16 protein-coding genes are annotated in these 17,822 nt (G+C 42.4%); 1 reads left to right on the forward strand and 15 read right to left on the reverse strand.

Features of this window, described 5'->3' with window-relative positions; all coding sequences use genetic code 11:
* Positions 1-97: 97 nt before the first annotated feature.
* The 8 genes from DFP77_RS15065 to DFP77_RS15100 all read right to left on the reverse strand — a co-directional run bounded on the left by DFP77_RS15065 (position 98) and on the right by DFP77_RS15100 (position 10,759).
* Positions 98-1,150 carry an aldo/keto reductase gene (locus DFP77_RS15065; RefSeq protein WP_114413060.1) on the reverse strand — a complete coding sequence of 351 codons (1,053 nt, stop codon included), beginning with the start codon at positions 1,148-1,150 and terminating at the stop codon, positions 98-100.
* 154 nt (positions 1,151-1,304) lie between these two features.
* The gene (locus DFP77_RS15070; RefSeq protein WP_114413061.1) at positions 1,305-2,486 is read right to left on the reverse strand and encodes a cytochrome-c peroxidase; all 1,182 of its coding nucleotides are present in this window, start codon (positions 2,484-2,486) and stop codon (positions 1,305-1,307) included.
* A gap of 192 nt (positions 2,487-2,678) precedes the next feature.
* The gene (gene minE / locus DFP77_RS15075; protein ID WP_110572897.1) at positions 2,679-2,936 is read right to left on the reverse strand and encodes a cell division topological specificity factor MinE; all 258 of its coding nucleotides are present in this window, start codon (positions 2,934-2,936) and stop codon (positions 2,679-2,681) included.
* Position 2,937: 1 nt separating this feature from the next.
* Complete coding sequence (gene minD / locus DFP77_RS15080; RefSeq protein ID WP_114413086.1) at positions 2,938-3,747, reverse strand: septum site-determining protein MinD; 810 nt, start codon at positions 3,745-3,747, stop codon at positions 2,938-2,940.
* 59 nt (positions 3,748-3,806) lie between these two features.
* Positions 3,807-4,532, reverse strand: a complete 726-nt coding sequence (minC, locus tag DFP77_RS15085; protein WP_114413062.1) for a septum site-determining protein MinC — start codon at positions 4,530-4,532, stop codon at positions 3,807-3,809.
* A 304-nt stretch (positions 4,533-4,836) separates the two neighbouring features.
* Positions 4,837-8,565, reverse strand: coding sequence for an AAA family ATPase (locus DFP77_RS15090; protein WP_114413063.1), 3,729 nt, complete (start codon positions 8,563-8,565; stop codon positions 4,837-4,839).
* On the reverse strand, positions 8,562-9,839 hold the full coding sequence (gene sbcD / locus DFP77_RS15095) for an exonuclease subunit SbcD (protein WP_114413064.1): 1,278 nt from the start codon (positions 9,837-9,839) through the stop codon (positions 8,562-8,564). The genes DFP77_RS15090 and sbcD overlap by 4 nt, the downstream gene beginning before the upstream one ends.
* A gap of 50 nt (positions 9,840-9,889) precedes the next feature.
* Positions 9,890-10,759, reverse strand: a complete 870-nt coding sequence (locus tag DFP77_RS15100) for a 2Fe-2S iron-sulfur cluster-binding protein (protein ID WP_114413065.1) — start codon at positions 10,757-10,759, stop codon at positions 9,890-9,892.
* 415 nt (positions 10,760-11,174) lie between these two features.
* On the opposite strand from DFP77_RS15100, the gene DFP77_RS15105 reads away from it, so the two are divergent.
* Positions 11,175-11,351 carry a DUF1328 domain-containing protein gene (locus DFP77_RS15105; RefSeq protein WP_113917703.1) on the forward strand — a complete coding sequence of 59 codons (177 nt, stop codon included), beginning with the start codon at positions 11,175-11,177 and terminating at the stop codon, positions 11,349-11,351.
* A gap of 134 nt (positions 11,352-11,485) precedes the next feature.
* On the opposite strand, the gene DFP77_RS15110 is transcribed toward DFP77_RS15105, so the two are convergent.
* The 7 genes from DFP77_RS15110 to DFP77_RS15140 all read right to left on the reverse strand — a co-directional run bounded on the left by DFP77_RS15110 (position 11,486) and on the right by DFP77_RS15140 (position 17,688).
* Positions 11,486-12,061, reverse strand: a complete 576-nt coding sequence (locus DFP77_RS15110) for a YdeI/OmpD-associated family protein (protein ID WP_114413066.1) — start codon at positions 12,059-12,061, stop codon at positions 11,486-11,488.
* 152 nt (positions 12,062-12,213) lie between these two features.
* Positions 12,214-12,537 carry a hypothetical protein gene (locus tag DFP77_RS15115; protein ID WP_114413067.1) on the reverse strand — a complete coding sequence of 108 codons (324 nt, stop codon included), beginning with the start codon at positions 12,535-12,537 and terminating at the stop codon, positions 12,214-12,216.
* Between the two features lie 99 nt (positions 12,538-12,636).
* Entirely contained in the window at positions 12,637-13,083 is a 447-nt protein-coding gene (locus tag DFP77_RS15120) for a hypothetical protein (RefSeq protein ID WP_147270563.1), read from the reverse strand.
* A gap of 101 nt (positions 13,084-13,184) precedes the next feature.
* Positions 13,185-14,162 carry a hypothetical protein gene (locus DFP77_RS15125; protein ID WP_114413069.1) on the reverse strand — a complete coding sequence of 326 codons (978 nt, stop codon included), beginning with the start codon at positions 14,160-14,162 and terminating at the stop codon, positions 13,185-13,187.
* Positions 14,163-14,232: 70 nt separating this feature from the next.
* Positions 14,233-14,664 (reverse strand): hypothetical protein, encoded by a 432-nt coding sequence (locus DFP77_RS15130; protein WP_114413070.1) that lies wholly within the window; start codon positions 14,662-14,664, stop codon positions 14,233-14,235.
* An 835-nt stretch (positions 14,665-15,499) separates the two neighbouring features.
* Positions 15,500-15,820 carry a cupin domain-containing protein gene (locus DFP77_RS15135; RefSeq protein WP_114413071.1) on the reverse strand — a complete coding sequence of 107 codons (321 nt, stop codon included), beginning with the start codon at positions 15,818-15,820 and terminating at the stop codon, positions 15,500-15,502.
* 395 nt (positions 15,821-16,215) lie between these two features.
* Entirely contained in the window at positions 16,216-17,688 is a 1,473-nt protein-coding gene (locus tag DFP77_RS15140) for an aminoacyl-histidine dipeptidase (protein WP_114413072.1), read from the reverse strand.
* Between the last annotated feature and the right edge of the window lie 134 nt (positions 17,689-17,822).

A 17,822-nucleotide genomic window follows, 5' to 3' on the forward strand; every position in this document is an offset into this window, starting at 1 on the left:
TGTACAAAGTACATCGGGTTTTTTATTGCCTAAAAAATAAATTTATAGACACAAAAAAACGCCCTATAGGCGCTTTTTTTAAAACAGGAACCACTAACTAAAACGGTACTGGATATTCTTTATAGACAGCCATAATGTCCTTTAACGCCTCTTCAGACAGAGTCATATCAAAGGCTGCCATATCTTCTTTAAGTTGATCCATAGATGTTGCACCAATGATTGTTGAGCTAACTCCATCCACTTGGTCACACCAAGCCAAGGCGAGCTGTGCAGGAGTAAAACCATGTTTCTTAGCGACTTCCATATAAGCAGATACAGCTTTTTCAACCAAATCTGTATCACGGAAAATACCGTTACGCTGAGCATACGTCCAACGACTTCCTGCAGGGCGAGCACCACCAAGGTATTTACCCGTTAGAGCGCCGGCAGCCAAGGCTGACCAAGGTAAATACGCAACATCTTCATGCACACAATTTTCAACCAAATAAGGCCAGTCTTTTGTGTGCAACAAGCTAAATTCGTTTTGGATAGAGGCCACTCGAGGCAAACCATGTTTATCACTTAGACGAATAAACTCATTAATGCCCCAAGTCGTATCATCAGACAGACCGAAGTGGCGAATTTTACCCGCTTTAATGCAAGCATCTAGGCCTTGAAGAATATCTAGAATTTGTGCTGACTGATCGTCACGATCAACATCGGTAAAGCTAATTACACCAGGAAAATGCTTTGCGAAATGCGGTGTTGTACGGTTAGGCCAATGAAGCTGATAAAGATCAATATAATCCGTTTGCAAACGCGCTAGAGAGGCATCGACAGCCTCAATGACGGTTTTTCCAGAAATATTACTACCATCACGAACATACTTAAGACCAGGCCCAGCAATTTTGGTAGCAAGAATAAATTCTTCACGGCGCTCAGGGTGACGAGACAACCAATCGCCAATGATGGCCTCTGTTTTACCATAAGACTCTGCTGTCGGCGGAACAGAATACATCTCGGCAGTATCAATAAAATTCACACCATTTGCTAATGCATACTCAATTTGCGCGTCAGCATCAGATTGATTGTTTTGAGTACCCCAAGTCATAGTACCCAAACATACACGTGAAACTTCTAAGCCAGTTCGGCCAAGTGGAACATACTTCATTAGATCTACCCTTAAAATTCAAGCAACACATACTAAATATGAAAATATTTACGAAAGGATCAATGTAATAAAATTTTGACCAACAGGCCAGTTTTATCAATAAAAACAATAAGGAATTCAAGCTAAAAACAATAAGGCTTAGGACTATAACCCGCTATTGGTCAGTAAGCAGAGACTCATAACGCTGATCAGTTAGTGTTTTCAGAAAAGCCACAATGGCATCAACTCTCCGATCAGATAACGCTGGTCCTTTTTCCAAATTCACTAAATCAATATTTTCTGACACTTCAGGCTTCGCCCAAAGCTCCCCTGTTTCAGGATTCTCCGTACGACTAGGGTTATTGTATTTGTCGTAAAAAAGCACCACAGTACGAAGATCAGTAAACACGCCGTTATGCATATACGGCCCTGTCACAGCAACATTACGTAAAGAAGGCACTTTAAACTTGCCAGCTTGTTTCTCATCATCAATAGTTGGGTTGTCCAACAAGCCTAGATCCCTTCTGCCATTTTGATGCAAAACATCAGGATTAGCAGGAACACCAATATTACGGTATTCATAGTTGGTGAAGGTTTCCTGAGGATTGAGCTGTGATGTATTCACCTGATGGCATGCATTACAATTCGTAAACTGCTGAGAGAAAAATAGTGTTTTACCAAGCTCTTCCTGAGGCGTGAGTTTCACCTCACCACGCAAAGCGCGATCGTATCTAGAATCAAATGGCATAAACATGGCAGTCATTTCAAAGGACGCAATTGAATCGGTAATGGCTTTATACCCCTTAATAGGGTCATCTAAAACACCTTGCCCATAAACAGCATTAAACAACTCTTCATAGCGTTCGTTTTCTTTTACTCGATCTACTACAGCAGCGCCATCTGGCAATGCCATTTCCAAAGGGTTTAAAAATGGTCCTTCTGCTTGCTCAGACAATCCAGAAGCACGACCATCTAAAAATTGACCACCACGATACTCACCATTAGACATACGGTGGAAAGAAGGCGCAAAAGCAGCATAGGCTGCAGTCGGCGTATTGCGACTACCCATGGATAAGCGATCACTGCCCAGGGAAACGGCACCTAGGAGTGCATCCGGTCTTTTATCTACAAAGCCGTTTGCTATATCGTGGCAAGTTCCACAAGACTGATTACGCTCCTTGGATAAATTAGTATCAAAAAACAGTTGCGCCCCTAATATAGCTTTAGGATCTGTCATGGTAATAGGAAGCTCTTGCGCAGAACTCTTAACTGACTTTTTAGAAACAGCTTGCTTAGGTTCACTGCAAGCAGAGATAAGCAATGAGACGGCAACCACACCTAGAAAGAAACGCAGCATTAGCTTTACTCTTATGGAAAAATTTAATCAGAAACAAGCAAGTAGCGTAAATAATACACCCATGAAAACGTGAGTAAAACAATGCTGTTTAAACAGATAAAATTAAACATAAAAAAGCGCCAAACAAGACCTACATCAATGACCTTGTTTGGCGCTTTATAAATTACTAAAGCTAAGAACTATAATTTTACGCTAATTTTGTTCTGGCAAAGTGACATTTAACTCCAAAACAGAACAGTCGTCCGTATTATCCAGCTGAATCTGCACATCTTCACTGCCTATATTCACATACTTACGGATTACATCAATAATTTCTTGCTGCATCTGTGGCAAATAATCCGGCTGATGACGCTTACTGCGTTCATGAGCAACAATAATCTGTAAACGATCCTTTGCTACTGACGCCGAGCTAGGAGCACTTTTACTTTTAAAATAATCAAAAATTCCCACTCTAACCCCCTAACAAACGCTTGATGAAGCCTTTCTTCTGAATCTCTAAGAAGCGCAATGGACGCTCTTCTCCCATCAAACGATCAACCGCATCCATATAAGCTAAACCAGCTTCAGACTCCGTATCCAAAATGACAGGCGTACCTTGGTTAGACGCCTTCAATACGGCTTCCGATTCAGGAATAACACCTAGCAATGGAATCGCCAAGATATCTTCAACATCAGACACACTTAACATTTCACCCGATGCAACGCGCCCTGGGTGGTAACGAGTTAAAAGTAGATGTTCCTCGATTGGCGCTTTTCCATCCTCAGCTCGCTTAGACTTACTTTGTAGAATCCCCAAGATACGATCTGAATCTCGCACAGAAGATACTTCAGGGTTTGTTACTACAATGGCTGCGTCAGCAAAGTACAGTGCCATTTGAGCACCCTTTTCAATGCCCGCTGGAGAGTCACAGATAATATAGTCAAACTCTTTGGAGAGCTCCTCAAGGACCTCCTGTACACCTTCAATGGTCAACGCATCTTTATCGCGTGTCTGGGAAGCCGGCAAAATAAACAAGTTCTTCGTACGTTTGTCTTTAATCAAGGTCTGAGACAGAGTCGCTTCCTTGTTTATGACATTCACAAAGTCATAAACAACACGTCGTTCACAACCCATAATCAAGTCTAAATTACGCAAACCTACATCGAAATCGATAATGACCGTCTTATGACCCTTCAACGCAATACCAGTCCCAATAGCGGCACTGGATGTTGTCTTACCGACACCGCCCTTGCCTGAGGTGACTACTATAATTTTTGCCAATTCCATATCCCCCAATAAATTCACCTGAATTTATCCAAATAATTAAATGAATAATAATCTTAAAGCGGTACGATTTCTAAACTATCGTCAACTAATAACACTTGCGCACTGTCTTTCCAAACGATATTTTGCAACGCATCACTCAACATAAAATTACCAGCTATGGAAACCAGTTCAGCCTCCATGCTTTTACAAAAGATTCGCGCCTCTACATCGCCTTTTACACCTGCTAACGCTCGCCCTCTTAAGGCGCCATAAACATGAATATTGCCATCGGCCAACACTTCTGCCCCCGCACTGACTTGTGCCAACACGATCAAATCACCCTCAGCGTAAACCTGCTGACCGGAACGAATAGGCTTAGTAATGACCTTAGTTGATTGAGGCACAAGACGTTCTTCTACAACGGTTTTCACCACCACATCAGGGCTTGATTCTTCTTTAACAGTGGGCGCAATATTAATTGGGCGCGTTTTACTGGCAGGCAACAATGGAATAGTGACAGAGGCGCTCCAAACAGGCAGGTTATCCGGATCACACCGCCAACCAATCACCCCAAGACCCAACGCACTCACAGACTGAATTAAAGCTTCAAATTCACCCACAGTCACGCCTCGCTTCATTTTCGATATATCGACAATGATTGGCGCTTGATTAAAAAAATGCGGGACTTGATCAATTTTTTCCTTTAGATGAAACACAATACCATCTAAAGAAAATGTCTGAATTTCCAACAAAACCGTCGTAACGACACTTCCTTTAAGCCGGAAGCCTGAGTCTGTCATGCAAACTGTCCTTTTTTAATACCTTTAATGACCATAAATACATTCTAACCACACTGAAATCTCATCATCAGCATTGAAAGTTCATTCTATCAAGCTAAAAGATTAAAGAAAGTCAGTGCAACACTCTCTTTACACTAAGGAAAACACTTAACTGCTCCCTTATAGTGCTAAGGATAACGCAAAATGCTCAATAATGAACGAAAGATTAACCATTTGATTTAGTTAATATTTTACAACTTACTTACATACTTGTTCCCATTAATCTGGGGAAAACTTTTGCACCATAACAACCCAAAAAAAAAACTTACTCCTCAACCGCATGAACCGCAAATTCAGCTCCAAGACGACTGACGCCTAAACCACTTTGTTTTGTGAGTTTGATTTGTACCGGAATACGCTCTTTTAGAGCGCTAATATGGCTGATGATACCAATGGTTTTACCGGAAGAATGTAAGTTATCCAAGGCATCAAGAGCAGATTCCAATGTCTCGCTATCCAATGTGCCAAAGCCTTCATCCAAGAACAAAGAATCAATACTGGTTTTATGGGAAACCAAATCAGACAATGCCAATGCCAATGCCAAACTTACTAAGAAAGATTCACCGCCAGACAGCGTCTTAGTATCTCGCGAGGCATTTGCTTGCCAAGTATCCACCACAAGCAAAGACAAAGCATCTTCGTTGCGCATTAATTGATAACGACGATGCAAAATGTCCAAATGCTGATTAGCCAAATAGACCAAATGATCCAAGGTTAAACTTTGCGCAAAGCGGCGGAACTTGGCACCATCTGCCGAACCGATCAGATGATTCAAACGCTCCAAATGTATGAAAGCCTCTCGACGCGCCTCTAGTGCTTCCTTAGATTTAGCCACTTGCTCCCTACGCTGTGTTTCTTCTTGAATCTGTTGACTAATAACACCCCATTGACGATGTAACGCTTGGCGCTCTGTATCGAGCTGAATGTATTTTTCTTCTAGTGCCTCAAGAGAAATGGCGTCAAACTCCGCATTACCAGATTCTTCGCCTTCAAGAGCAACAAACTCAGACTTTCTTTCAATATGTTTAGCTAAAGATTCTTGAGATTGATTAAACAATGTTTGTAGTTTAGAAACAGCCTCTTGAAGATGTTTAAGTGTTGCTTGGCGCTGTGCCATATCTTCTGTGGATAAACTTGCTTGCAGCCAAGCAGCTTCGTCCTCAAAACCTTTCTCGGCTAGGGACTTTTGCCAATGTGCAAGCGCTGCATCATATTCCTCTGCCAAAACTAGACGAGTCTTATTAAGTGCTTCAAGCGACGCCTTGCTGGACGCCAAAGCTTGAGCAAGCTGCTGCCGCTCCGCTTCAATTTTCTCCAGCTCTTGATAAGCATGATCAGCCAAAGATTGCGCTTCTTGACGAAGTTCGCCAACACTCTTATCACCTAACAAGCTATACAGCTGTTTAGTAATATCAGCTAAGCTCGCATCTAACTCATTCACTTTGGCTTGCGCATCATCACGTACTTGCTGACTCTCTTTTAACGTATTATCTAAATTTTTACTTTCATAACCAAGCTGCTCACGCTGCTGCAACAAAGCATCGTAACCGGCTTTGCTGTCGCGCCATTGCTTCATCGCCTCTTGTAACTGGGTCAGCGCATCAACCAAAGACAAATCAAAATAGCTGTCCGGCACACTCGCTTGCTGCATATCATGGCGTAAATTCGCAGTGATTTTTTCTTGCTCATCCTTCTTACTAACAAGATTTTTTTGATGAGTCTCTAAGGTTTGCCACAATAATTGACATTGATTCTGATCTTGTGAAACCTGCTGCTGTGTTGTTTGGTGCTGAACAACCAGGTTCTGCAACTCAGTCTCTAAAGCCAAACGAGACTGGTGCAAGGCTTCAAGTTTAGGTGCTATGTTTTGCAGCGCCAGCCAATCTTGCTCTACATGTTGAACCAGAGCAGAGACTTGTTCTTTATCAGACAGGTTAAAACCTTGATCCTGATTCAACGACGTCAGCCATTCTTTCAGATCATTTTCGGTTGCCAGTAAGCCATCGATCAATTGCTGACGTCGCGTTTGAGCAGATGTTAATTCGCGCTGCATGGATTCCAAGTCTGCCGCCAACTGCATACCCTGGCCTTTCAGACCGTCTAATTCTTTGCCTAATAGAAGAAACTCTTCTTGGCTACCAGAATCTGCTTGGTACAAAGCATTAGCAAGATTGTGCTCTGCTGAACCACACAACGGACAATCATCATGTTCACCTAACTCATTACGTAAATGGGTTAACGCCACAATATGACGCTCCGCCTCGGCAAGTTTTTCAATCGATTTTTGATGACGAAGCTTGTCTTTGTAGGTTTGTCTTTGTTGCTCTAGCTGGCTTTTCTGTTGCTGAATACGGCTTGCCATTGTATTCAGATTCTCGTCCAGCTCGGACAATTGAAACTGTTGATCTTGATATTGATGAAACTGTTTCCAGAGTGACTGCGCATTATACTGAGCACGTTCAGTTTGATGATAACCTTTCTGCCAATCAGCATATTCAAGCTGCGATGATAACGCCATGTAATCATGAACCGTGCTCTGCAATGCTTGCTGACGCTCTTCTAGGCTGGCTTGTTCATGCTCTAACTTAGCTTGATTGTTTCCATGAGCAGAGAGAGCAGCATCATAACTTTTGGTACCTTGATCGATACTGATCTCAAGTTCGGCAATTGCGTGAGTATTTGCCTCTATGCTTTGTGCTTGATGCTGCCAACTGGCCAACTGGTTTTCAATTTTTTCTGGCGATGTCCAGCGGCTTAAAATAGCTTTACTTTCGTCACAGGCTTTATCAATACCCGTTAGCTTCTCAGTCACGTCTTTTAGTTGCGCCTGCTGATTATCGACTTTTTCTGTCGCTTGTTTAAGTCGAGCAAGGCTATCCTGATGCTGATCCTTCACACTCTCTTGACGGGACAAGATCGGCTGAATTTCATCATTGATCTTGTTATTCAAAGCTTCCAAATCTGCTCGCGTACGGGCTAACTTTTCTTTCGCTTGCTCAACGGAATCAGACAATATCTGGCTTTGCTGTAGCTGTGCTTGTTGCATTTCAGAGTATTGACTAACATCCGCCTGATTCTGATCCAAGCGTGATTGTAAACCTTGCTGTTTGTCATAATCTGGCTGTAAAACCTGCGCCGTGAGTGCTTGCTCAAGCTGTCGTTGCTGAGGTGCAAAATCCGCTAACGCCTGCATTGCATCATCGAATTGTTGCTGATATTCAGCCACTTGCTCTTGCAGTTTCTTCTCAGTACGTCTCCACTCCAATACCGCTTGATGTTGCTTTAACGCGTCTGCATTGGCTTTTTCATTTGACTCAAAACTCGACTCGGTCTGCTTTAGCTCAGCAAAAGCGTCATCTGATAATAACTGAGTCTGCTCATTAAACTTCTCAAGCGACGCTATGGCTTGCTTCTCAAGCTTGTGTTTATCAAACACCCACTTCGACACATCACCGTAAATTTCTGTGCCGGTTAGCTCTTCTAACAATTCTGCCCTGTCATTGGCTGACGCATTCAAAAACGCCGAAAAGCCACCTTGAGCCAGCAACATAGACTTGGTAAAACGCGAAAAATCCAAACCAGTGATGTCGGCTATTTTATCGATTTTTTCATTTATCTTAGTGGTAATGATGGTGCCATCACGCTCGCAAAGCTCACAAGTCATCGGCTGCAACTTACCATCGCTCTGACCTCGAGCGCGTCGCTGCCCCCAGAAAGCGCGATAGCCTTTGCCTTTTATTTCAAACTCAACTTCAGCCAAACATTCCGACGTATGACGCGTCATCACATCGTTCTGACTTGGTGACACTTTCAGGCGCGGCGTTTCGTGATACAAAGCCAAACAAATCGCATCCAACAATGTCGACTTACCCGCGCCCGTCGGCCCAACAATGGCAAACACACCAGCGTCGTCAAATGGCGCTTTTGTAAAATCAATTTCCCATTCGCCCTTTAGGGAATTCAAATTCTTCAGGCGCAGTTTGCAAATTTTCATGCTTGCTTCTCCTCGCCATCTTGCTGATGCTCTTCCAGCTCCACCAAGCAAGTATTAAAAAGCTCGGTCAGAGTTTTAGACTCGTCTTCATCCAGTTCTAAATTGGATTTAAGACTCTGCTCGAATACATCACCAACCGTTAATTCCGACAAGGTTTTGCGCGCCTCAAAACCTTCGTTCTTTTTCTCTATCGCACTGCGACGCATCACTCGCAGTAACTCAATCGGTTTGCCTTCAATAACTTCCAGCAAGCGCTTATGCACATCACTCAAATACTCATCAGCAATCACAGTGACTTCCAACCAAAGGGTTTTGTCTTCTGCTAATTCCAAAGCAGTGATCTGTTTAATCACTTCTTTCAAGTTACCCTTCAAACTCGCCATAGGCTGAAAATTCGGAATCGTTACCAACTGAACAGGGTCCACAGGCTCAGCAAACAAATCTTCAACAAAGGTATCTTCACCTAATAAATTGGTATCAAATATCACCACAGTTTTGTCACGCCCTAACTCATCAAAGCTCAACGGAATCGGTGAACCGCTGTAACGAAACCGACCACTTTTACTGATCGGTTGAGCACGATGAATATGCCCAAGGGCAAGATAATCAAACGCTGGGAACACCGACGTCGGTAAGGCCTCCAAAGTGCCCACATAAAGATCACGAACCGACTCGCTTACTTGGCCACCTACTGCCGTTAAATGCCCAGTGCCAATAATCGGCACCGCCGTTTTCAGTGCGTTGTTTTTTTCACATGCAGCGTCAAACACTCGCTGGTAAAAATCACCTATCATTTGCAACAAGCCGAGCTTCTTGTCTTGTTCAGATTGTCCAGCGACGCTTTGCATTACGTCTTTCGGGCGTAAATACGGCACAGCACATACCCAGGCGGCAATATCACCCGTTTTGTCTTTTAGCGGAATAACATGAGAATCGATATCTTCTAGGTTAGCTTGGCTCGACACTTGAGTATCGAGATAGGTCAACAAGCTCTTGGATTCATTTAGCATACTGACCGAATCGTGATTCCCCGCGACGATCACTAACTGACATTGGCGCGCCTTCATGTCTAATACCAACTGATGATACATTTCGCGCGCGTAGCTTGGTGGTGAACCCGTATCGAATACATCACCCGCAATAATCACCGCATCGATAGATTCTTTATCCACCAGCGCCAATAACCAATCGATAAAGGCTTTGTGCTCATCACGGCGGGATTTTCCCATAAAATGCTGACCAAGATGCCAGTCAGAAGTGTGTAGAATTTTCATTTATTGAATCCGTTGAATATAAAAATAAGCATAAAAATAAAAAGGCCAAGTTACCGAACAAAATGCAACTGATTCAGATGGACCCTTAACGGACGTAATAACATCGCCCAATCTTTCGCCGACACGCTTTGTCCATGATAAATAAGTTGTAAAGAAGTACCGCCAGAGCTCGTCAATGCCTCTTGCAGAAAAGCAATTAACGCATCGTCGGCTAAACTAAGCGTCAGGTCAGTATTATCAAACAGAGTAAAATGCCCAACAAAGTTTGGCGTAAAGTCCAACAATGCCTCACGCCAATAAGATTCGAACATGGTATTTCCAGGCGAAGAAATCACCACAACAGGCGCGTCTGCAATGTCCATTTCAAACAACAAACGCCCTTTCCTAACGCCTGTCGATAACTGAACCGCCACCTGATCCTCAGCCGAAAGCGCCAAGGCTCGCAACCAATCCTTTTCGTTTAACTCCGCTTTTTGCAACACCAGTTTCAAAGGCGCACCCGCAGGATTTAAAGCCATACACTCATAAAAATGAGCGTGCTCAAAATTCGCTTCTTCACCTGTTTCTTTAAATGGTAAGGACACAAAAACACGGTCGCCAAAAGAATCATCACTTGGCCCTAACAACACAAGCTCAATAGAATCATCATTAAGGGAAACATTACTTAGAACAGAAAAAGTAGAAGACTCAGCCAGTGTTTGCTGGGTTAATGACATAGACGAAGCAACAGTAGTTTGGCAGGAAAGAATCGACTCGCAATTGCTCGCATCATAAAGACGACACGCACCACAAGCGCCAGCGCGACAACCGTAACGAACATCCGCCCCCTGAGAAAGTAACGACGACAATAAGTTGTCACCCAAAACTGCCTCAAACTGCTCATCATCCAATTCTATCGTCAGCGCCTGTGAATCCATCATCCAACCTCATCTTTGATCTGGCTATTATGACATATTCTGCCTAACTACCTCTCTTGTGTGACACTCAATCGTAGAAAAATCCCATTTAGTTACGATAAGAACAAGTTCATTAGCCTTTCGATTTTATAATAGGTCATTCTTAACTGCGCAAAAACGGAGCTTCCAGCATCATGTCCCGCATCATGCCAAAAGGGCTTAAGTATTTTATGCAACTCCCTGCCCCCTTAAAGCCAATCACTTAACTCGATTATGTTAGCAAAGTATCAACTTTGTGACTTATTGATCCAATCCTGACCAGTTGGTTGACTTTATAACTCTAAGCTTGCTATGTTTTTAATCGTTGATTATGAGTTATGAGCTTTGAAAATATCGTCAACTTTCGATAAGTATCATTTACTAAGACAAGGAGAACGACATGTTAGGCTGGACTGTATTATTGTTAATCATCGCCCTTATTGCAGGGGTTCTAGGCTTTACAGGTATTGCTGGTGCCGCGGCGGGAATTGCAAAAATCATCTTCTTTATTTTCGTAGTATTATTGGTGATTTCACTTGTATCCAGAGCAATCAGAGGCAAAGGGCCTAAGCTTTAACATTGGCTCGCAGACACTTATTTTCATTCAATTTATAGAAAAGGGGCATGCGCCCTTTTTCTATTACTTACCTCACCTATTACCAATTCGAAGAGTTTGAGCACCTTACTATGATCTTTTGAATGTCATAGAGACTAAGTCGGTTTTTCTTCTCTGATAAGCATGTCCAAAAATTTTTCAAATCGCCGCTGCCTAGTTTCAGGTTTCTTCGCACTCATTAAGCCATGAGCAATCGCATAACGACTCGACTTATTAAGCGTTTCAAAAAAGTATTTTACCCTCGGCTGATCTTCCAGTGCAGCTAAAAAGTCTGCAGGCACTTCCATTTCACTCGCTACATAAGCTTTTTCCCAGCGACCGTCAGCTTTCGCTGCGCGAACATGTACAAGCCCAGGCTCCTTCATTCGGCCTTCGCTTATCAAACGCTCCACATGTTCCGTGTTTCTTTTAGACCAAGTGCTTCGTACAGCTCGTGGTGTTATTCGTTGAAGGTAGGATTCATCATCCAATGACTTTTTCACACCATCAATCCAACCCCAACATAAAACCTCCACCACAACATCATTCCAAGAAACACTTTGAACCTCAGAGTTTTTCTTAAATATCTTTACCCACAACTCACTTTCAACCGCGTGATTCACCTTAAGCCACTCATCGAGATCGCTAGGTGTTTCAAATGACATGATTTTTACGGGATTTGGTGAAGGCATTGAATTGGGCTCTTTAATGTTAACGATTAAGCTAAGGGGCGGGCTTTAGCCCGTCCCAGTGAGCGGAGCGAACGGTTTGAACCATTTGTTAGGAATTTACTACATCTAATGCTCTGCTATATTTAGGACATTAATATGTGCGAATGAACTTTTTATTCTTTTAGATTGAATTGGTAGAGTTTTGCATCAGGTAAATACGCTTCTACATATATATCGCTATTCGCTTGTGCCGAGAAGATTTTTTTATTGTTATGGCTGATGCTAAATAAATAACTGCCGTTAGCTGTTTTTGCGGCCCAGACAAAAGCTATATCTTTATTTGTCAATGTCATTGGCTTTTCTTTGCCGGACTCCAATCCAAATAGTCCTGGAATTGATTCATGAGCAAATAGTTCAAATTCAGCGACTTTTGCCACTGTATCTAAAATCTCCCCACGCCAACAGCTTTCAATGCTGATTTCGAGCTTTAAAGCCATTAATATTCCTAACGCTTTTGTTGTGGGGCGGTGAAACGTAGCTAGGTACGAGCGAAGTTTAACCGTCCCAGCACCGCAGGTGCGATCACCAACTATTTGTTAAGGTTTTGGAGGAAAAAGGCCGAGCCACTCTTCAGAATTAACAGCGTTCCAAGTTGCTAGAAAAAATCCAAATTCATCATCTTCCGATCTTGCTCGTTTTAAAACAATATCCTTCACAAATATATTTGACCCAGCTGAAGAGTGAATCATAAAATCTGCACCGTGCTCATCTACAATAACCTTCCAACTGCAATCCTTACTATTAATAATGAAATCCCCATAAAGCTTACTTAACCCATAGATTACATATTTCTGTTCGAGCCTTTGTTCAGAGGGATCTAGCTTCCATGATTTAAATACTTCATCCAATAAGGATGGGGAGATATTCTCACCTTTGGCATATATATTTATTAATTGATGTCCCCAGGAATCAATTTCAGACAACAACTTAATTTCATTTTCAGTCAAATCCCGGACTACTTCGCTATTGGCATTAGAACTCATTACACCTCCCAGTAGAAATATGAATAAATAAAAAAATCTGAGCATAAGAACCTTAACGCCCCCATCATGCGCCGCCGTAGGCGGTCGCATGGATGGGCTTGTTAAATTTTTCTTGCACTGCTCTCAATTTTTCTGATTGATTGATCAATTTGAGCAATACTATCTTCTATTTCTTTTATAGATACGTCCAGTGATTCACTTGGGTTTTCGAATCGTTCAATAACTTCGCGGTATCCAGAGAGCTTATTGAATAAAGATTTGTGTTTATTCAACTGTTCTTTGAGATCTTCGAGACGTTCTTGCTCATGCGGAGCGGTTACGGAATCAGGAATGTATAAATCTGACTTGCGTTTGGTTAAATAATCTACAACTTCATTATATTCTTTCCATGACCTAACAAAATTTATATTTCTAGAATGGTCTCCAAGGATTTCTTTGATCTCATTCTCTTCACTAGCAGGGCAGCAGATTATACGAATAGATTCAAATGGAAATGATAACCCTTCTGGTTTCTCAGTAGGACACAGTCTCCACTCACGTTCCCACATAAAGCCCTGAGATGCGAAATTTTCTAGGAGAGGAGTGGTTAGCGGGTAAAGCCTATCTGAAAGCGTTTGCAGACATTTTGCGAAATTTTCATTTTCGATTTCTAGATTTTCTACGTAATACTTTAAATTTATTATATTCGTTTTAAGCTCATCGTCTGCGTAGACACAAGGACGTACTCCTGCTTTTACAAGAGCACTTTTTGAAAAACCAATTCCAAACATTTGGTTGTCAGACCAACGTCGAAAACTTCTATATCTGAAAAAATCTAGAGCGAAGGTAGGGGACTCAGTAAAACAAACTACACTTGCATTATACTTCCCTTCGTTACTTTCAGGAATACAGGCTTTCAGAAAGCCATTACCCTCACCTATTTCTTCATCAGAAAGTATAGATAATATTTGATTCTTACCCGTCATATGAAATAGAAATGGCGACATGTCCGGTTTTTCAACCGGTGCCAAGTCAAATGTAGGGGTATCTATTTCGTACTCTTTCCAGTACACACTCGAATTATATGGTGGAAGTGACATCTGTACTCTCTGAAAAATTTAACGCCCAAAGCAGTGAGCGCCGCTTTTTGGTGTCCGCTGCCTTTGCTTGTTAAATGCTGACCAGCTCGATGGATAATTCGTGATTAGCTGACAACATTTTGATGAATTTTGAGTCCAAACGGGCTGATAATGATTTAATGCCGACTGGCTCGCTGATAAAAACCAACTTGGATATTCTATTTTCAGTCTCTTGGTATTCATTGTATGCAAGAACTTTAATAAGGTCTTTATAAAATTCATGGTGCGTGTTCTTACCCGAAACTTTTAGCTCGTACGCGACATTAACGCAGTGGTCAACAACATCAATGCGCTCATTGTTTTCCGGTGAAACCTTAACCTCTGCTTCTACCGCATCCTTGCATACAGCTTCTTGCCACTCAGACGATATGCGCTGTGCTGACTTCGTATGCGAAGAAACATCCCCTTCTGAAAGGCGATGCTTCTTATGGATAGAGCGTAAAGACTCGATGATCATTTGCATTTAACATTTTAATAGTGCGCATGCGCGTTTACACATTTCAGAAACTTCCTTATTATCACTATAAGTCACTGACTCTAAAGCCATTAATAGAAATATCAACAAAAGTTAAAACTGGAAAAGCGAGCGTGCGCGTTATTTCATTTATCCACAGCGCGTTATTTATGCTCTGTAGATTCTTGTTGATTGATACTAAAAGACTTTTTTATTTACTGCCAGCCAAAGCGCGCAATACTGCGATTATTTTTCAGGCAAACCGTGCCAATAATCAGTCATCTCGAAAATAAACTGTATATCCGCTCAGTTTTAATCGATGTATAGCGATTCGGTTATTGCAAATTTTAAAAGCATTGAAATTGAAGTATGAAGTCATATCTCCACATAGAAAATCAAAGCTTCGCTTTCAACGGCACATTACGCTTCGCTTATGATTCCCTACAATGAGTTACGACAAAGTCTGTTCGAGGTAACGAATAACTTCGGAGCTAACGCCTGCCAATCACCTTGGTTTGGTTTTGCGTTGAGCATGCGAAACAAGCGCAAGCAAAAGTAATATCAAGGTGATTTAAAGTATACAGCATTGGCATAAGCCAAACGGCGGATCACGGTCGTTCCTCCCTCATCGCGCCCTACTATTAGTAATTCTACCTGCTATGGGGATCTGATTAACGAGAATAAGAGTGACATTCACCTGAGGTAGGCGGTAGTTTCGAAGGGAATGTCACTCGATTCGAGTTGTGTGTGCAGAGTCATATTCCAAACAGGCGCAAGCAAAACCTTTGGCAAACGCCATGGCAATGACGTTGCCATTATTAATATGATTGAACAAGAAAGCAGTTTATAGAAAGTCTTTTCGTACTGGAGTGAAGTTGTCCAGCAAGACGCCCGGCTCTAAACAGCGACAGCCATGCATAACATTTGGCTCTTTATAAAGCGTGTCGCCAGGACCTACAGTTTTGGTTTCATCCCCTATGGTGAACTCAAACTTACCAGACAGTACGTAGGTTAACTGTTCATGTGGGTGATTATGCAGTGGGCCGATGGCATCTTTTTCAAAGTGCACCTCTACTGCCATGATGTGATCTGAATAAGCCATGATTTTGCGTGAAACGCCCGCACCAAGATCTTCCAGAGGGACTTCATTATTGTAAACAAACATAGGATAACTCTTTGCATTATTGTTTTAGATTCTTCTACTATAGCAGCGATAAAACATTATTCAATATTTTTTGAAAAGCCGTTTCACTTATATTTATAGGCGTAAAAAAAGCAGACAATGAAATCGTTCCTGCTTTTTAGATATATTAAATAGCATTACTTCACATAACCTAGTTTTTCAGATGCTGCTACTTTGAGCTGATAAATGGAAGGATTTGGATACCTCAGGGCCAAAACCCTTTTTAAAAGCGCTTTTAATGTCAGCAGTCTATTTGGTAATAAAAAGGCTCGACCCAGCAGCGCATAGGGATTCTGATTAACGAGGATAAGAGTGACATTCACCTGATATCGAAGAGAATGTCACTCGGTTCGAGTTATGTACAAAAACCCAAAAACTTATACTTTTGGAACAGATTCTAAAAGAGCCACAAGTAGTCGCCAAAAATCCCCAACGGAGTCTATCTCCATGCGTTCAGTTGGAGAATGAGCACCACGAATATTAGGGCCGAATGACACCATTTCCATGCCGGGGTATTTCGCGCCGATAATGCCGCATTCTAGTCCGGCGTGGATGACTTTCACATTGGCTTCGTGCCCCATAACTTCTGTGTGAACCGTTAAGAAATGCTTGAGCAAGCCTGCTTTTGGATCTGGACGCCAGCCTGGGTAGCCGTTTTCTAATTTTACCTCAGCTTGAATCAATGAAAACGCAGATTTTGCCACATAAGCAAGGTGCTCTACGGCGGAATCCACAAGAGAGCGCACTAACAAGCAAGCATCAAAGGCTTTTTTGCCATCTGCCGTGTTGCGCAGGTTGATCACGCCAAAGTTGCAGGAGGTTTCTGTTACACCGTCTAGGTCCGCATTCATGCGATGGACGCCATGAGGTGCACAGTACATAGCGTTTAACAAGGCGTCTTTGTCCGTTTCTTTCAGTTCCGAATCTAGTTCAGCGGTTTCTAATGTCACAGTAAGATTCGTTTCCGTAGCGCTAAATTCTGTTTTAGTGGCTTGTTCAAACTCTTCAACAAAGGCAAACAGTTTGGCTTGGTCTTCAGTGCTAACGTTTATCGTCGCTTCTGCATCACGGGAGACTGCATTGCGAAGCGTGCCACCAGAAAAAGCACTTAAACCAAAGTCACAATGCTCTTTCAGTAGGTTTAATAAACGTACAATTAACACGTTGGCACTGGCACGACCTTTGTGAATATCTAAACCAGAGTGTCCGCCACGCAAGCCTGAGATGGTAATTTTGAAGGCTTTTTTGTGGCTATCAGCAGCAATAGCGGAGTATTGTTTTTCAATGTTGATATCCATACCACCCGCACAACCAATGTAGACATCACCACGGTCTTCAGAGTCCAAGTTCAGTAGAATCTTGCCTTTTAGAATACCCTCTTCTAGCTGTAGTGCGCCACGTAAGCTGGTTTCTTCTTCGATGGTAAACAAGGCTTCAATTGGCCCATGGGCTAAGTCAGTCGATTCCAATACGGCCATAGCGGCCGCGACACCTATGCCATTATCGGCTCCAAGTGTGGTTCCTGTTGCATGAACCCAGCCATCGATCACTTGCGTGACAATGGGGTCTTTGGCGAAGTCATGATCAATGTCGGCGTTCTTCTGCGCGACCATGTCTAGGTGACCTTGTAAGACAACGGTTTCTCTGTCTTCCATGCCTTTGGTAGCGGCTTTGCGAATTAATAGGTTCCCAACTGGGTCCACATAGGTTTCATGACCTAACTCAGTCGCCCATTTGATTAGGTGTTCTCTTAGTTCGGCTTCGTGGAAAGAAGGTCGAGGAGTATTACATAGTGTTTGGAAATGTCGCCAAATGGCTGTTGGTTGTAACGTCGTGAGTACTTCGTTCATCGTAATCTCTTATCTTTAAAGTGCGTGTTACTAGTGCTAGCAACACTAAAGAAGACAACCTATCGTGGCAATCGAAATTAAGACTATGCCGATAGAGAAAACGTATGTGAAATAGACGCTTATAAAAAAGACGC

The sequence above is a fragment of the Marinomonas foliarum genome, assembly GCF_003337275.1.
Classification (GTDB): Bacteria; Pseudomonadota; Gammaproteobacteria; order Pseudomonadales; family Marinomonadaceae; genus Marinomonas; species Marinomonas foliarum.